We start from the raw sequence: 16,431 nt of genomic DNA, 5'->3' as shown, positions 1-16,431 counted from the left end.
AAATAATGGGCATTTTTAGTTTCAAACCTGAATTATTTTTTAGATTCTTCGATAGAAAGTTTTCTGAATTCTTTCAAAAGTTTCTCAATTTCCAATGTCGATTTACGAGCTCTTGGTCCAGCCGCTTTAACACCTTTCTCAATTAGTGATTCTGTTTCTGCTTTAAAAGTTTCGATTTCGGCGTTTATTTTTGCTACTAAATCTTTCATGATAAGTTTTATTTAAATTAGGCGACAAAAATAAAATTTTGCAACAATAAATGATTCAAATTTTACTTTTTTTTTATTTGTTTAACATAATAATAACCCGGTATAGCTGGATCAAGGGGTTAATTGTTAGCTTATTGTTTGATATGTAATAAGTTATGGTTTTGTAAGTGCAAAACGGATTTGGTCTCTTAGATAGTAATTAATAACTGTTTTTGTTTCTGAAATTCCAACATCCCACAAAGAGAAATAACAAGTTGAAAATCAATAACGGTAAAAAAGATTTTATCAAGTGTACCTCAGTGGTATCATTGAAAGTTTCGACTTTAAATTTCGACCAGTTTTCGTTACTTACAGCTTCATTGTCAAAGATTTTAGGATAAAAATACAAACGCATTTTTTCGTGAAACTTGTTGGTTTCATCCAGAAACAATAGCTGATTCCCTAAATCTGATTTGGCGATTTCGTTAAGCTGAATTTGAGCATGTAAGGTAGGTATGAATTGCGCAATCGCTTGGCTGGCGTTATTTCTTTGTTTCAGTTTTACTGCCAGTTCCTGCGATTCTTTAGCCGATTCATCATCACCCATTTGCTGCATCGCGTAATACCAAAGCCAGCTAAATTCTTTGTCAGGCAAAGGATATTTTTTGAATTGCGGATAATGATTATAAAATTTGTCCAAAGTGGTTTGTTTGTCCATATCCCATTTTTCATGATAAGCATTTCGCTGTTTCACAGTAAGTTCTAAAGCTTCTGGAACCGGGAATTTGTTTACGATATACGTATTAATGGTTGCTGGTAAAATGATAATAAGAAAAAGCCAAATCGTCAATAAAATAACGGCGTTGAAGTTCGAATTCTTTTGAAGTGAAACAATGAAAAAACAAACGGCAAACCAAAATAAGATGTACAAAATTCCGATGGAATAAAATGCCCAAAATGATTTGTCCAATGGAATTTCTAAAAATAAAACCGCTATAAAAAGTACGATTGTTAAAAGAGTAATCAAACTTAAGATTCGGATATAAAATAATTTCAGAATGTAAAAAAACGTATTAGAGCTTTGTGTGGCTACAATTTTCCAGGTGCCGCTTTCTTTTTCTTCCGAAACTAAATTGTATGAAAAAGCAATGATCAAAAGGGGGAAAAGATAAATCAGAACAAAACTAAAATCTATATTTCCTAATAATAAATTGTTCGGATTGTTAAGTTCTGAATCGTATTTCTGACCTTCTAATCCACGAATCGTAACGCTTTGTATTGACGGATTTACATCCCGCTGACCAATTGCCAGACTGTTTATCGGAAGCGTATTATTCACTAAAGAAAACTTGACATAATACAATAAAAGTCCAATTTCATCAGGATGAAATTTGACATTTTTAGCGATATGCTCTTTCTGATAAACGGCTGCTTCCTGAATATTTTGGGTTTGTTTTTCCTGAAATTGTTGTCCGGTTAAGAGGCTTATAAAACCGATAATCAAAAGGAAAAGCAAGCCGATTTTGGTTCCTTTCGAACGGATGAAATTTTTAAATAATAGTACTAACATATTAGATTGCTTTAAGGTTTTTGGCCGCTATTCTGATTAATAAAAAGAGTAGAAAAATCCAGAGAATAATCGAGAAAATCGAAACAATTTCGTTTTTTAAAACCTCTAAAATTCCTTTTGGCTGATAATGAAATTCGCCTACTTCTGCCCAATGATTTTTATTGATTATCAAAGGTTTGTCGGTGTCTTTTGGCTTTATGTTACTGATATACTTTATCTGCAAAGCATTCATTTTTTGCGCCATCTCATAACGGTATTTTTCCGCCTGATTTTGAAAATCGATGTACGAATCATAATCCGTATTCGATAAAGCCATCGATAGATTTTTCATTGCGATATAGGGATTGACAAATGATGTAGCTCTTGAAAAACTATTTTGCTTTGCATAAACCTGCAACAAAGTTTCGAGATGTTTGTTGTAGATTTTCGAACTGATTTTCTCGCCTTCGGTCATGATAAAACCTGAATAATTGAAAGGTAATTTTTGTACCGAATCGACTTTGTAAACCCTTAACAAAGAATCTTTTATTGCCTTGTAATACACGTCATTTGGATTGTGACTGTCGCCTTGTTTCAGAATATCTTTTTCGATATCGCTATTGAATTGTATTTTGGAAGGCGCTTCATAAATATACGCGCCCAATGCCTGTGTACCTCTTGGAAGAATAATGGTAAAAATCAACCAGATTCCAATTAAAGAAATTAATGCTTTTTTGGAAGTTTTGCTTGAAGCTGAAATCAAAACGGCTATAGTGCAAAAGAATAGTAAATAGATCAAATGAAAACCAATAAAAAGTATCATTTTGATGGTTTCGTCAAGCGAAATAGTGAAATTCTGAAGGAACAGCCATACCAAAATAAGCACGATTATAGTCGGAATATAAAGCAGCATCGTAACGCTCGCAATTCCGAAAAACTTTCCTAGCAAAAGTTCTTTCCAACTGATTCCCTGACTTAAAAGCAGTTTTAAAGTTCCGTTTTCTCTTTCGGCTGCGACCGCATTAAAGCCAAGAAAGAATATTAAAAGAGGTAATAATATTTGCAAAACCATCGCAATGCTAATTTCGCCAAAGCGCAGCATACTGTTCGAAAAACCAGCTTCGGAGAAATTGGCAGAATTTTGTTTGTGGGCTTCAAGAAATATGGCATTCCCGAAAAAAGGTTCCATTCCGAATTCAAAAACACTTAAAGAAGTACTTTTTCTGAAGGCAAAATTCCCGTAATGCGCCATTCGGTGAGGGTTTTTATCTGGATTATTCAGCCAGTCTTCACGTGATTCGTGCTGGTATTTTTCGCTAGTCTGATTTTGGTTGTTATAATTCTCCCAACCCGAAAATGTGGCGTACAATAGTAAAACACCAATAAAAAGGGTGATGATAAAGACAGCGCTATTCTTAAAAACGGAGTTTCTAAAATGTTTGGCTATTAAAATTTCGTTGTATAATGACATGGCTGCAGTTTAAAATTTATAAGTTACAGTTAAGGTTGCGTTTCTTGGTGCTCCGGGAAATAAACGCAGGTAGTTTTGAGCGCCTAACCAATAGGTTTTGTTCAGTAGATTTCCGGCGTTAAGAGCAATTTGCATATTGCTTTTGTTGGGTTTGTAAAACAAAGCCGCATCAAAAACAGTAAAATCCGGAACGGTAAAATCTCGGGTGAACCAGGGCACTTTGCTGCTTTGGTATTGCATCCCGAACCCAATTCCGAAATCGCCTAAAGCAGAAGCCGAATCAAAATTGTAGCGGGTCCATAAATTGGCGCTGTTTTTCGGTGTATTTTGTTTTCTGGTACCAATTAAAGAAACGTCCCGATCATTGGTAATTTCGGCATCAATATAACTGTATGAAGTATTAATTTGCCAGTTTGGTGTGATGTAACCCGCAATGTCAAATTCGAATCCACGACTGCGTTCAGCACCTCTAGTTACCAGTAAATCCGGATTGGCAGGGTCGTTGGCATTCATCAGAATATTACGCTGATTGATTTCGTAAACGGCTGCATTTATACTTATTTTATTGTTGAATAAAGTTGCTTTTGCGCCAAATTCTTTCAAATTACTTTCTAAAGGATCGAACAAACTTCCGCCGGGTAAAGTACCCGTTTGAGGCATCAAAGTAACGGTGTTTGATTGAGGCTGATACCCTTCTAAATAAGTCGTGTAAACATTAAGAGCGTCGTTGATCGCATAGGTAATCCCAATACGGGGAAGTAATGCTGATTTTTTTACTGTTAATTCATTATTCGTTTCATAGTTGGTAATGTCCTCAAACCATTCGTTTCTTAGTCCTAATAAAAAAGTGAATTTTGCCCACTGAATCTGATCCTGTATATAAATAGCGTTTGTCGTAGTAAGTGCCGATGGAAGTGCCGTTCTCACATTCAAAGTATAATCTTCGATGTTTCGAATGGTGTACGTTGGATTATTTAGATTAAAATAATTCACATTGGGTTTTGGTAAAACCACGCCTTCAACGGTAATCGTTTGATAATTGGCCGCATTTGCTGGAACAAAAGTGCTGGCAACCGTTCCGTCATTCAATAAAAAACCTCTTGCTGCATTTTGTCCGCCGCCTTTGGTCTTGTGCCAGCTGCTTAAATCGTAGCCGGTTAATAATTTATGCTGCAGTTTTCCGGTTTTGAAATCAAAATTAAAATAAGCACTCAGATTATCTACATTCCAATATTGCTCTCGCTGCACAAATTGCATCATCGCAAGACTCGCAACAGGCTGATTGTTCATGTCAACAGCAAAAGCATTAGTCGTGCGGTGTTCCTGAAGGTCTTCGGTCCAGGTTTGCTTCATATACGATGCATTGAAACCAATTTTTGAAGAGAATTTATGAGCCAAATTCGTCATCAGAATCATTTCTTTCGACTTAAAAAAATCATTTGGAGCTCCCAGATTTAGGCTTATCGGCGTTTTGTTTAAATTGTTAACTCCGGCAACAGCACCAAAAATAGGCTGACCACGGTCGAGAATTCCCGTCATATCGCTCAAAATCAATTCGGTATTGATAGCTGTTTTTTCATTCGGAATATAACTGAAAGAAGGTGAAATCAAATACGACTTGTTGCTCACCAAATCACGGAATGATTTTGCTTCCTGATAAGCTCCGTTTACTCGGTATAATAAGGTTTTAGATTCGTTTAAAGGCCCTGTAAAATCCAGAGTACCGCGAAAAGTACTAAAACTACCCACACTCAGACTGACTTCTTTTCGCTCAATTGCCAGAGGTTTTTTCGTCACCAGATTGATGCTTCCGCCGGGATCTACCGAAGAAAAAGTAGCACTCGAAGGCCCTTTGATGACTTCAACACGTTCTATATTATTAGTAAGAGGTTGCAAAAAATAATACTGACGCGTACGCATTCCGTTGATGATCTGACCTTCTTCATTTTGACTAATGCCCCGAATAGAATACTGGTTGTAATAACTGGAAGGAATTACGCCACTCGCCATTTTTACGGCATCGGCAAGATAAAAGGCGTTTTTATCGGCTATTAATTCTTTTGTAATAGTCGAAATTGATTGCGGAATATCTTTGTTGAGTGCCGCAATTTTTGTTGCCGAAAACGAATAATCGCTGTTGTACTTTTTAGAGGAACGTCCAATGATTTCAACCGTTTGCAATTCATTTCGATCAGAATTCATTTCGATATTCAGAAATTTTGAACCGGATTTTAGCTGAAATGTTTTGTAACCAATGGCCGTGATTTCTAATATTCCTTCGCCTTCAAGAGTAAAATTTCCTTCGGCAGAAGAAGTCGTTTCTTTGTCAGAATTGAGTATTTTGATGCTTGCACCTGCTATAGGTTCATTGGTGTCTGAATCGGATATTTTTCCTTTAATTTCCTGAGCTTTACCAACGTAAATTCCCAAAAAAAGGAATAAATAAATATATAAATGTTTCATTTTTTTAAGGTGTAATTTCCGTTTAGACAGTTTGTAAATACAAATTTTCAAGTTCGTTTGCCGATATTTTTTCTGCTTCGATGATAGTTACCAGATTTCCCTGTTTCATAATTCCGATATGTGTTGCCACTTCCCGCGCTCTGAAAATATCATGCGTTGCCATTAAAATTGCGGTTCCATCAGTCGAAAGTTCTTTCAGGATTTGCGAAAATTCATTTGATGCTTTTGGGTCTAAACCGCTCGTAGGTTCGTCTAATAATAATACTTTGGCTTGTTTGGCTACCGCAATGGCAATGCCTACTTTTTGTCGCATTCCTTTAGAATAGCCGCCCAGATTTTGATCGTGAGCTGCTACTTGCAAACCCGCTTTGTTTAAAAAATAAGTCAGTTCGCCTTTAGAATATTTAAAACCCGCTAGTGACGAGAAGAATTTTAAGTTTTCAATTCCCGTAAGATTCGGGTATAGCATTACTGTTTCCGGGATATAAGCGATGTGTTTTTTTGTTTCCTGTGGATTTTCTGTAACTGAAATATCATTTATTTTTAAGACTCCAGCTGTAGGTTGTATAAAACCTAAAAAGAGATTAATAGTAGTGGTTTTTCCTGCTCCATTCTGACCCAAAAGAGCAAATATTTCTCCTTTTTTAATCGTTAGATTTAGTGAATTAAGTGCAATTTGATCGCCGTATTTTTTTGTCAGGTTTTCAGCTGTAAGCATAGTTTTTATTATTTGGGATTAATTTTATAAATAGATTAATACTGAAATGCAATAGCTTTAGCTACTGAAAATCAGGTTTTAATGGTAATGATTTAAATAAAGGAATTGTTCGGCAAAGAGTAGATTGTACTCTTGCCAAATGAAGTATTTTCTAAAAATTAAATTGGATGAATGGAAAAACAATGCGAATAGCAATTACTTATGCTTCAAAACAAGGCATAAGTGTTCTTTCAAACATTCAAAAAAAATAAAATTTAGAATTAAACCAGAACAGGAGGTGCCCGAAGTGCAAAAAGGCTTCCTTTAAAAAAAGCTGTTTTTACTTTTGTAAAATAAAATACGCAAGGAGTTGCGTGGATAACTTTAGTAAAAGAATAGGAATAAAAATCGGTTGGGGTAAAAGGGCTAAATGCAAAATGACAAATAGCACAATTACTCTCTGCTGAATGACTGTGCGTAATTTGATTTTTGAGTTTACTATTGCTGTGATCGCAATGGTTCTCAGTAATTTGCTTGTAAATATGCTCGTAAGAATGGACCGTCTGAAACAGCATTGCGAACAATACCATTAGAGACACTGAAAAATTAAGGAAGATAATTTTCTTTTTCATTCTTAACTTAGAGGAATAGTCTTTTTTATAAAAAACTAATGCAACTTAATTGCAAATATAGAAATCTTAATTTAAGGCAGCACACAATGCTCTTATTTTTTTTTATCATTTAAAATTTGTTTAATTTTTTATGTTATTTTGCCACCAAAATTATTTTATAAAATTTTATGCTTCCTGAAATACAAAGCCTTCATGATGTATGGCAGTCTAATAGAACGATTAAAAACACGAATACAAATCAAATAGCATTTGATAATCTTACCAATTCGATAATAAGTACTGGTCCGTTTTATTTTTATATCATTGATTTTTTTGATTTGTCGCTCCATCACATTAGTAAATCCATCACAGATATTCATGGTTTTAATGTGGAGTCAGTTACTTTTAATGATATTCTGGGCGCTATTCATCCTGAAGATGTAGATTTTGTAACTAAAGCAGAAGCCTTTTCAACAGATTTCTTTTATAATAAAATAGGCTTTGAGAAACTATTAAACTATAAAATAAGTTATAGTTTTAGATTTCGAATAGAAAATGGTGATTACGTTTTATTTAATCATCAATCTTTAATGCTTTCGTTGGATGATAATGGAGGATTAGGCAAATCATTGAATATTCATACCCGATTAGATCATTTGAGTAACTCGAATACGTATAAAGTTTCCTTTATCGGACTCAACGGAGAGCCTTCTTTTATGAATTTAAATCTGGATGATCCCAATCTGTATTTAAAAGAATTTTCAAAAAGAGAAATAGACATCATTAAACTGATCGCTAATGGATTTAATAACAATCAAATTTCAGAAAAACTGTTTATTAGTCCCTTGACAGTAAAGAAACACCGAAAAAATATCCTGGCAAAATCCGAATCCAAAAACACCATACAGCTTATAAAAAACTGTATTCTTCAGGGAATTATTTAGGTTTAATTTTAACCAGTTGGGTATAATGAATAAAAATTCACTTAAACACATAGAAAACATAGATTTTTTATGATTTTGAAAAAAGGAAATAAAAAGAAACTCGTTTCTCACACATAGCTATGTGTTTTGATGCAAGTGAAACGCCTTTTTTGAGTTCAATATGCTATGTTTTCTATGTGTTAAAATAATTTTATTCTTTAAATAATATAATAGTGGCTTTATAACCCGTTCCCACATTCCATTGGCTGGACTCGATAACGGCTCCTTTATCATCGTAAACCTGAAATTCGGCAGTATTTGGCGAAGCAGAACCTTCGTTTAAAGCCTCAAAATCGATTTTGTTGATTCCTTTAACCAAATCAATTTTGAATCCCTGAAAACTTTCATTCATAATTACTTCAGGTTCAATAACTTTATCATTCAGATATACTCTAATTTTATCACCATCAACAAAAGCAGCATCACGGTAGCGAACGGTAGAAACAAATGAATTGGTTACAAAACCGCCTAAATACTGATTTCTTCTGTAAAAAATCCCTTCAACATTAGCCTCTGGTTTGTAAAAACTATTGTTTTTATATAATTCCTCAGGATTAATTTTTAAAACCGTTGGTTCTTTTACGGGTGGTGTATCAGCTGGCGGAGCAGTTTCGGTAGGAGGAAGTACTTCTTCTATAGTAGATTTTTTGGATGGAATAGGTTGGTATTTGCCCTGAGATTTATCCTGTGCAAATCCTTGCAAAGACATCCCGATCATGGCAATATTTAGAAACAATAATTTTTTCATACAATTTATAATAAATAAACACTTTTAGTTTAACTATTATAACATTCAATTATACTGTTTATTGCATAAATTGTCAAAAAAAGGCAATGCTGATTATGGGTTTTACAGTAAAAGTAAAATTATTTTTTTTGAAGATAATCAGTTATAAAATAAAATTCATATTTGATTATCTTTATAAAATAAAATTATAATCAAAATGACTATCCAGCAATTAAAATATATTATAGCTTTAGACGAAGAACGACACTTTGCAAGGGCTGCCGAAGTTTGTATGGTTACACAACCCGGACTTACGATTCAGTTGAAGAATCTGGAAGAAGAAATTGGAATCAAGATTTTTGACCGAAATAAAGTGCCGCTAACACCCACTTTGCTCGGAATGGAGATTATCAATAAAGCCAGGAAAATTTTGCGTGAAGCAGATGAAATTCGGGATTTTGTGGTAAACGAAAAAAACCTGCTCGAAGGCGAATTAAAACTCGGCATTATTTCAACCTTATCGCCATATTTGATTCCGCTTTTTATCAACGCAATGAAAGAAGCCACGCCTAAAGTACACTTTATCATCAGAGAAGCCAATACGGGACAATTGATGAAAGATCTGGAAACGGGTGCGCTGGATGTGGTGATTATGGCAACGCCTACGGGAAATCCAAATTTAATTGAACATCCTATTTTCAAAGAACCTTTTGTGGCGTATCTAAATCAGTCGCATCCTTTGGCAGAGGAAGAGTTTTATGAATTACAGCCTGGAGACAAAACCGAATTGTTGTTGCTGCATCATGAATTTTGCTACAATGCGCAGCTTCTGGACATTTGCGGACTAAAATCTTCGGATAAAATAAAAGAACAGTTTACGTATGATATCAGCTCGATCGAGACCTTAAAAAATCTGGTTCGGGCGCAGTTAGGATTTGCCATAATTCCGCAGCTTTCTATTTTGAATGACAGGGAATCTGGACTTTTTAAACCGTTTAAAGAACCCATTCCCGTAAGAGAAATAAGTCTGGTAGTTTCGGATTCTTTTTCGAAGAAATTATTACTCGAAAAAATGAATGAAGCCATCTGGAATTGCCTTCCTGAATCGCTCAAAAAAGATTTTGCTTATCGAAAAATCCGCTGGAACGATTCGCCTTATTTTGCAAAAGAAGTCAGTAAGTTTAAGTAAAATTTTAATAAAAAATTCCAATAAAAAAATTCCAAATTCCAATAATCTTCATGATTTGGAATTTGGAATTTTAAATATTTGGAATTTTGAATTTTACTTTTGCGAAGCAGCAATAATAACTTTAGAAACCGCCTCAGGCTGAGAAATAAAAACCACGTGACTACCTTTTATTTCGGTAATTTTTGTGTTCGAACGTTTGTACATAGCACGTTGGATATCAGGCGTGATGCTTTTGTCTTCGGTAGCTACAATACCGTAGGAAGGTTTGTCTCTCCAGGCTGCTTTTGTAATAGGCGTTAAAAAACCTTTTGCATGAAAAGCACCTTGCGAAGCATACATAAAATCAGCTTGTTCTTTACTCAAATCACCTGCAAAACCAGCGTGAAATTTCGCTTTATCATAATAGGCAATTCCTTTATCATCTGGAGGTAATACGCCATTTTCCGGAGCAGGATGGGCAGTGTGCAGCCATTGAATAGAAGTTTCGCCATTATCAGGCTGTAAGGCTGCTACATAAACCAGCGCTGCCACTTTTGGGTGATTTCCGGCTTCGGTAATTACGGTGCCACCCCAGGAATGTCCTACCAAAATGGTTGGACCATCTTGCTTGTCAAGTGCTAAGTTTGTTGCTGCAACATCATCTTCCAAAGAGCTCAACGGATTCTGAACAATCGTTACATTATATCCTTTTTTGGTCAAAATTTGATACAGCCCTTGCCATCCGGAACCATCTGCAAAAGCACCGTGTACCAAAACTACATTTTTTATTTGAGGCGCTGTAGCTTTTTGCGCATTGGCAGTTGTGGCCACTAAGAAACTAAAAATAAAAGCTGCGAACACGAAAATAGATTTCAATTGTTCTTTTATAGAGAATGTTTTCATATAGATTTTAAATTTTAAAATTGATATTGATTTTTGATATTGATTTTTGAAATTAATTCAGTGTAACAGCTAAAGTAATTTCAGTGTTTAATAATTTTGAAATCGGACAAATTTCTTTTGCTTTTTGAGCCGCTTGCTGAAAATCTTCTGCTGAGATTCCGGGTACTTTTCCGGTAAGTTCTAACTGAATTAAGGTAATCGTTCCGTCTTCAAAAGTAACTTTGGCTACAGTATCTAAATCTTCAGGAACAAATCCTGCTTCTGAAAGCAGAAAGCTCAGTTGCATGGTAAAACAGCCAGAATGTGCCGCCGCGATTAATTCTTCAGGATTGGTTCCTACACCCTGGTCAAAACGGGTTTTGAATGATAATTGCGCTTCGTTTAATGTTGTGCTTTGTGTACTGATGGTTCCTTTTCCTTCCATTCCTGTACCTTTCCAATTTGCGTTTGCTCTTCTTGTAAATTTCATGATTTCTATTTTTTAAGTTGTTTTAAGATTTCTCAAATCATTTATTTGATTTTGATGAGACAAATTTATGGCGGTAGTTGTTATTAATCAAATTAATAATTTTTTACAGTTATTAAAATAAATTATAATGATATATTTTAAAGGGGTAGGCGAGGGAAATTGATATGTATTTTTTTTGTCAAACAAGTAATTGTACCTGTTTTTAACTAAACGCTTCGGTAAACAACCTAAACGTTTCGTCTCAGGGCTTTAAAATAGGAGGTAACTACGGTATTACAATAAAAAGAAAAAGGCAAAACTGTGTAGTTTTGCCTTTAGTATTGTCGTTTTAATCATTCTGTTTAATTCTCGCAGAAAGATCCTATTTGCTGTAAATGTCTTTCGGTTTGGTATTTATTAAAGTTATCCCATTTTGGCGGAGTACTTGTTTTTTGACCATACATTGCGTCCAGACAAATATTATTGTCTTTGTATTTAGCATGTAAAACAGCCAGAATTTTAAAGAAAAATTCATCCAGCATTACAATAGCATCAAATTCAGATTTTAGTGTGCTGTAATTTTCATCAGAAGGATTTAATAGTTGTAATAAATCCAGAACTTCTTTCTTTTCTTCTTCATTAACTTCGGTTAAATAACCCATTTTTAGGGTTTTAAAAACCAAATTATTCCAGGCTTTACTATCATGTCCCCATTGTACATCAGGAAGATTTAGTGAATGCTCGCAAATTAGAATGATGCCAAAAAGAACATCATTTAAGTATTCTGCCGGAAACTCATCAAAACTTCTGAACTCAAAACCGCTTTGGTACATTTTTTCCTGATTAAAATCAAGACCAACTTCCGAAAGCATTTCATATTCCATATCAGCTTCAATCTGATCACGCCACCAAACGTTTTCTTCCTTTTCAAATTTTAGTAATTTTCTAAAATCATCTACTTTATACGTTAGGATTTTACCTTTTGGCATCGCTTTGTTATACGTTCCAACGCCAATGTAGCGGGACATGGCATTACGCATAGAACCCAAAGTAAACTTTTTGTCTAAACTATATTTGTTGCTTATAACACCCATAATATCAGGACTTCCTAGAGTCGCGATAAAAAAAGGCTCAAACCATTGCAGTAAATAAATCGCATTGGCATGTGTTTTTTCAAACTCATTATAATCTACAATTCGGCTGTCTTCGGTCAATGAAGGCAATGTGATGTGAAAATGATACGTTCCGTTATTAAACAAAACCAGATTTTCCTGGTTCGTCATAAACATATTTAGACCATTATTATAATCCGGAAAGTTTAATTTTTCCTTTAAAACAGAGGACTCATTTATTTTATCAAGGAATAATTTTTTGGTCGCTTTCAATTCTTTGCAGGAATCAGCGATGGTACGGTTTTCAAAATATTTGGTAACAAATTCGATAGAATCACCATCAAAATGTACAGAACCCATCGTTTTGTTTCTTTGGGTAATCATACTCTGAATGTTGTAGGGCTGATCTTCAAGAAAAAGTTCCATAATAGATTTTCCTAAATAATCTGGATTTTCGAGTGGCTGTGCGATCACTTCACCATTTTCGGTATCAATCAAAGGTTTTACCGGTGATAATGTTTTATGTTGATAGTTGATATCCAGTTTTTCCAGCGAATGACTGTTGATCATTCGGCTTACTTTGTAGTTTTCATTCACATTAAAAGCTTTACTCAAAATAGGAGCCAGGCTTTCAGGTTTATAGCATTTTCTATAATCAATACTATATTTTTCAAAACCAATCTTTTCTTGTATAAATTCACCAGAAACAATTAGGGATTCCTCAAATTGCATATAGGTTTCGTTTTCTAATCCTATTCCCCAATAATATTTTTTTGTCTGATTGTCTTTCATTTATACGGATTGTGTTTTAGTGGTATATTAAACTTTTAAAATCATTTTTTTATTCGAAAATACAAATCAAAACCTTTAAAATTAAAGACAGGAAACCTCGTAACGGATTGAGCATAATTGATTTGCACCCATTAAAAAAGTTAGGTTGTACTTTTAAAATTGTATGAATTTGTATTTTGTCTCAGAAAATGTGCACTTGTATCGACCGATAGATTGATAAAAAAGTAAAATTTTATAATGGGGTTACAAATTTACTCAGGCAATTAATTGCTTTTATATCAATAAATTAAGCAGATGAATAGCCTAGAAACGATTTTTGCTATTCCTGATTTTTCCGAGTTGCAAAAGTAGTGTATTATTATGTTATTTCCAAGTAGTTAATGTGTTGAAAATCAGTATTTTTTTTGGATATTTAAAGAAGAAGATAAATTGTTTCGTTATTCATGGTAAAAAAAGACGTAAGAAGAATATAATTCGTCTTTCCACCAGTCTTTTCTCACCTCCGAAAAGTAGTTGTAATTGTCTTTTCCTGCCTGTGATTGCAGCGGATACAGGACCTCGCCATTTTCGCGATAGGCTTTGTGCAGGTCGGTTTCAGGAACAACGGGCAAGATATGTCCGGAAAGTCCTTTTTCTCTTCTTTTGGCACAAATAATTCCGACTCCGCCTTCGTTATTTACCTTATTCTGAATTTCCTCTGGCGTAAACAATTGTTTCCATCCAAAATAACTTCCGTATTCAACAAACCAATCGGTTATGGCGCTGGAATAAATACGATCAACCGTATCTTCAAAAACGGCTTCAACTTTGTGACCTTCTGCTATTTTTTCGAGTGATTCTGGTGTCCACCAAACGGTTGGAAGATAAACTTTGGAGAAATAACAATAATCGTAAGCATATACATTACAGTAAGTATCCTCTATAGTTCGTTGGTATCTCAAGCTTTTTTCGACATCCAGTTTTGCAATGAGTTTGTGAAAACTTTCTTTTTTGGAGGCAACATTGGTTACATCTCTAAACGGAATGCTGGAATCTGAAATAGGATTCATCTTCATTTCCATAGAATCCAATTGCGATTCCGGATCGGGTGCTAAATCTGCTTTTATTATAGAATGAGTTGCTGCTGGCGTTTCATCCAGAGATAACGATGCTGTTGCTACGGTATATTTTTCCATCTTGACTGCTTAAAATAATTGGCTTACCGCTAAAGAAATTCATTTGTTCTTTACCGAAATTCGTTAGCCAAAAAAGTAAATATAATGATTTTAACCTTTTTAATGGCTTTTGGGAAAAATATCTCAGAGAAAATGATAGAATCTCTTAATTCAATTGTTTGATTCTATTAATTAGATGGATTGTCTTTTTAAGAAAACTGCTTTAGTTTTTCTTCAATATCTAAATAATGCATTTGTCTCCTGATAATTACTTCATCTAAAGATCGGTCTTCTTTATTTTTAGCGATCAGCCATTGCCTTTGCTGGTTTAGTAAATCGTGATAAATGAGTTTAAGGTCTTTATTGATTGTGGCGTCTTCAATGCCTTTGCAATGCAGTTCCCACTTTTGAATTAGCTGCTGTAGTGAAGCATTGGTTTCAAGCTGATCGCTGTAAGTGGTTTTTAAATAATTTAAAGTAAATACAGCCAGCTCTTTTCGTACGGAATTATGAACTTCTTCGTGAGGCAGCGGTTCATAGATGTCCGTAAGCTTAATTTTCCTGATAAAATAGGGTAATGTCAGTCCCTGAATAACTAAAGTGAGAAGGATAACAATAAAGGTAATAAACAAAATAAGGTTACGTTGCGGGAAACCATTACCATTATCCAGATAAACAGGTATTGACAGGGCAGCAGCCAAGGAAACCACACCTCTCATTCCGGTCCAGCCCAATATAAATGGGGTTTTGTATCCGGGATGTCTCGTATCAGCAACCGTAATAAAATTCCGGGCTATTAGTGTCACTACTACAGCACCATAAGAAGATAATATTCTGCTCACCATCAAAACGAGTGTAATAATGATACCGTAGCCAATGGCAGTACCAAGACTAACACCCGCTTCCAATTCGTTGGTAATTTGAGGTAAGTCTAACCCGATGAGCATAAAAACTAATCCATTCAATATAAAACAAAAACTTTCCCAAACATTAATTCCCTGTAATCTGGATTTACTGCTCAGAAAGTGATGTCTGTTATTTGATAAAAGTAAACCAGCGCTCACTACGGCCAATACACCGGAACTATGCACTTCCTCGGCTGCGAGATAGATAATATAAGGAGTAAGCAAAGACAATACAATGTCAACATTAGCATCGGTAGGTAAATATTTATGCGCTTTCATAAAAAGCCAGCCTATCAATAAACCAATAGCTACACCACCAACAATCATCCAACTGAAACTTACTGCCGCTTTGTAAAATATAAATTGCTCAGTGGCAACGGCAATCATGGCAAACCTGAAAATAATCAGGGAAGAAGCATCATTCAGTAAACTTTCGCCCTCTAATATAGATGAAATTGTTTTGGGTACTTTAACGAATTTCAAGATAGCACCCGCACTTACAGCATCCGGAGGCGATACGATTCCGCCTAATAAAAAACCTAATGCCAGTGAAAAACCCGGAATAATATAATTGGCCACAACTGCTACCGAAAGCGCCGATAGAAAAACGACTATAAAAGCAAAACTGGTAATAATACGTCGCCAACGCCACATTTCTTTCCAGGAAACGGTCCAAGCGGCTTCATACAATAGAGGTGGAAGAAAAATAAAAAATATAAGTTCCGGTTCGATGGTTATAGTGGGAACACCGGGAATAAAACTAATACCCAGTCCTGCCAGAACAAGTACTATAGGATAGGCTACTTTTATTTTATTGGCCAGCATAATCAGCAATAAAATAACGACTAATATACCGAGATAAAAAGGAAAATTTTGAAACATTCTTTTTGGTTGTAAGCGGGTTTAACGATGGTTTTGGTTTAAGCTTTTATAAGATAAAATCATTAATTTTAGCAGGTCGTTGTCTTCTAATAAAAAGAAGTGGAATTATTTACCTCTGATTTAATTTGATATAAAGATAGTATTCTTGAACGTCTTTTTTAAGAGTAAAAAGTCTAATGTTCCAGATTAAATTTAATTAAACCTGTTTCAAGCCAGATTATGACGTTAAAAAAGTTTGCATTTTCGGGTGAGATTTTTTTTTATTCCTTATTTTTTTGAAAAAATTACATCAAAATTTATTGTCAGGCAATAGCAGATACAGGAAAATTTAACCTTTAGGTTTAAAATGTATGTTCATTAATTTGTTGATAAATAATG

General features: G+C 34.6%; 14 protein-coding genes. 2 read left to right on the top strand and 12 right to left on the bottom strand.

Annotated features, from left to right (window positions below; genetic code table 11):
* Positions 1-32: 32 nt before the first annotated feature.
* From GON26_RS07075 to GON26_RS07050, 6 genes are all read right to left on the bottom strand, one after another.
* Positions 33-209: a histone H1 gene (locus GON26_RS07075; protein ID WP_160374041.1), complete on the bottom strand. Its 177-nt coding sequence runs from the start codon at positions 207-209 to the stop codon at positions 33-35.
* A gap of 199 nt (positions 210-408) precedes the next feature.
* Entirely contained in the window at positions 409-1,758 is a 1,350-nt protein-coding gene (locus GON26_RS07070) for a DUF3526 domain-containing protein (RefSeq protein WP_160374040.1), read from the bottom strand.
* Position 1,759: 1 nt separating this feature from the next.
* Positions 1,760-3,208, bottom strand: a complete 1,449-nt coding sequence (locus GON26_RS07065; protein WP_160374039.1) for an ABC transporter permease — start codon at positions 3,206-3,208, stop codon at positions 1,760-1,762.
* A 9-nt stretch (positions 3,209-3,217) separates the two neighbouring features.
* Positions 3,218-5,671, bottom strand: coding sequence for a TonB-dependent siderophore receptor (locus GON26_RS07060; RefSeq protein ID WP_160374038.1), 2,454 nt, complete (start codon positions 5,669-5,671; stop codon positions 3,218-3,220).
* 22 nt (positions 5,672-5,693) lie between these two features.
* Complete coding sequence (locus GON26_RS07055; RefSeq protein ID WP_160374037.1) at positions 5,694-6,389, bottom strand: ABC transporter ATP-binding protein; 696 nt, start codon at positions 6,387-6,389, stop codon at positions 5,694-5,696.
* Between the two features lie 260 nt (positions 6,390-6,649).
* Complete coding sequence (locus tag GON26_RS07050) at positions 6,650-7,000, bottom strand: hypothetical protein (protein WP_202110846.1); 351 nt, start codon at positions 6,998-7,000, stop codon at positions 6,650-6,652.
* A 167-nt stretch (positions 7,001-7,167) separates the two neighbouring features.
* Between GON26_RS07050 and GON26_RS07045 the strand changes: the two genes are divergently transcribed.
* Positions 7,168-7,923, top strand: a complete 756-nt coding sequence (locus tag GON26_RS07045) for a LuxR C-terminal-related transcriptional regulator (RefSeq protein WP_160374036.1) — start codon at positions 7,168-7,170, stop codon at positions 7,921-7,923.
* A 190-nt stretch (positions 7,924-8,113) separates the two neighbouring features.
* Here GON26_RS07045 and GON26_RS07040 read toward each other — a convergent pair whose 3' ends face one another.
* Positions 8,114-8,710, bottom strand: coding sequence for a hypothetical protein (locus GON26_RS07040; RefSeq protein WP_160374035.1), 597 nt, complete (start codon positions 8,708-8,710; stop codon positions 8,114-8,116).
* 196 nt (positions 8,711-8,906) lie between these two features.
* On the opposite strand from GON26_RS07040, the gene GON26_RS07035 reads away from it, so the two are divergent.
* Complete coding sequence (locus GON26_RS07035; protein ID WP_160374034.1) at positions 8,907-9,878, top strand: hydrogen peroxide-inducible genes activator; 972 nt, start codon at positions 8,907-8,909, stop codon at positions 9,876-9,878.
* Positions 9,879-9,971: 93 nt separating this feature from the next.
* Here GON26_RS07035 and GON26_RS07030 read toward each other — a convergent pair whose 3' ends face one another.
* From GON26_RS07030 to GON26_RS07010, 5 genes are all read right to left on the bottom strand, one after another.
* Positions 9,972-10,760: an alpha/beta hydrolase gene (locus tag GON26_RS07030; protein ID WP_160374033.1), complete on the bottom strand. Its 789-nt coding sequence runs from the start codon at positions 10,758-10,760 to the stop codon at positions 9,972-9,974.
* Between the two features lie 52 nt (positions 10,761-10,812).
* On the bottom strand, positions 10,813-11,229 hold the full coding sequence (locus tag GON26_RS07025) for an OsmC family protein (RefSeq protein ID WP_160374032.1): 417 nt from the start codon (positions 11,227-11,229) through the stop codon (positions 10,813-10,815).
* A gap of 341 nt (positions 11,230-11,570) precedes the next feature.
* Positions 11,571-13,112, bottom strand: coding sequence for a hypothetical protein (locus GON26_RS07020; RefSeq protein WP_160374031.1), 1,542 nt, complete (start codon positions 13,110-13,112; stop codon positions 11,571-11,573).
* Positions 13,113-13,549: 437 nt separating this feature from the next.
* Positions 13,550-14,287 (bottom strand): hypothetical protein, encoded by a 738-nt coding sequence (locus tag GON26_RS07015; RefSeq protein WP_160374030.1) that lies wholly within the window; start codon positions 14,285-14,287, stop codon positions 13,550-13,552.
* 188 nt (positions 14,288-14,475) lie between these two features.
* Positions 14,476-16,053 carry a Na+/H+ antiporter gene (locus GON26_RS07010; protein WP_160374029.1) on the bottom strand — a complete coding sequence of 526 codons (1,578 nt, stop codon included), beginning with the start codon at positions 16,051-16,053 and terminating at the stop codon, positions 14,476-14,478.
* Positions 16,054-16,431: the final 378 nt, after the last annotated feature.

Origin of the sequence: Flavobacterium hydrocarbonoxydans (genome assembly GCF_009789235.1) — a bacterium.
Taxonomy (GTDB): domain Bacteria; phylum Bacteroidota; class Bacteroidia; order Flavobacteriales; family Flavobacteriaceae; genus Flavobacterium; species Flavobacterium hydrocarbonoxydans.
The sequence above is the reverse complement of the archived record's forward strand: the minus strand, read 5'-3'. Positions and strand labels throughout refer to the sequence as shown.

What these genes read in the sequence shown, in the direction of transcription:
- GON26_RS07025 (WP_160374032.1), bottom strand. Translation starts at nt 11,229, where the DNA reads ATGAAATTTACAAGAAGAGCAAACGCAAATTGGAAAGGTACAGGAATG.
- GON26_RS07045 (WP_160374036.1), top strand. Translation starts at nt 7,168, where the DNA reads ATGCTTCCTGAAATACAAAGCCTTCATGATGTATGGCAGTCTAATAGA.
- GON26_RS07010 (WP_160374029.1), bottom strand. Translation starts at nt 16,053, where the DNA reads ATGTTTCAAAATTTTCCTTTTTATCTCGGTATATTAGTCGTTATTTTA.
- GON26_RS07075 (WP_160374041.1), bottom strand. Translation starts at nt 209, where the DNA reads ATGAAAGATTTAGTAGCAAAAATAAACGCCGAAATCGAAACTTTTAAA.
- GON26_RS07015 (WP_160374030.1), bottom strand. Translation starts at nt 14,287, where the DNA reads ATGGAAAAATATACCGTAGCAACAGCATCGTTATCTCTGGATGAAACG.
- GON26_RS07050 (WP_202110846.1), bottom strand. Translation starts at nt 7,000, where the DNA reads ATGAAAAAGAAAATTATCTTCCTTAATTTTTCAGTGTCTCTAATGGTA.
- GON26_RS07060 (WP_160374038.1), bottom strand. Translation starts at nt 5,671, where the DNA reads ATGAAACATTTATATATTTATTTATTCCTTTTTTTGGGAATTTACGTT.
- GON26_RS07040 (WP_160374035.1), bottom strand. Translation starts at nt 8,710, where the DNA reads ATGAAAAAATTATTGTTTCTAAATATTGCCATGATCGGGATGTCTTTG.
- GON26_RS07020 (WP_160374031.1), bottom strand. Translation starts at nt 13,112, where the DNA reads ATGAAAGACAATCAGACAAAAAAATATTATTGGGGAATAGGATTAGAA.
- GON26_RS07035 (WP_160374034.1), top strand. Translation starts at nt 8,907, where the DNA reads ATGACTATCCAGCAATTAAAATATATTATAGCTTTAGACGAAGAACGA.
- GON26_RS07070 (WP_160374040.1), bottom strand. Translation starts at nt 1,758, where the DNA reads ATGTTAGTACTATTATTTAAAAATTTCATCCGTTCGAAAGGAACCAAA.
- GON26_RS07055 (WP_160374037.1), bottom strand. Translation starts at nt 6,389, where the DNA reads ATGCTTACAGCTGAAAACCTGACAAAAAAATACGGCGATCAAATTGCA.
- GON26_RS07030 (WP_160374033.1), bottom strand. Translation starts at nt 10,760, where the DNA reads ATGAAAACATTCTCTATAAAAGAACAATTGAAATCTATTTTCGTGTTC.
- GON26_RS07065 (WP_160374039.1), bottom strand. Translation starts at nt 3,208, where the DNA reads ATGTCATTATACAACGAAATTTTAATAGCCAAACATTTTAGAAACTCC.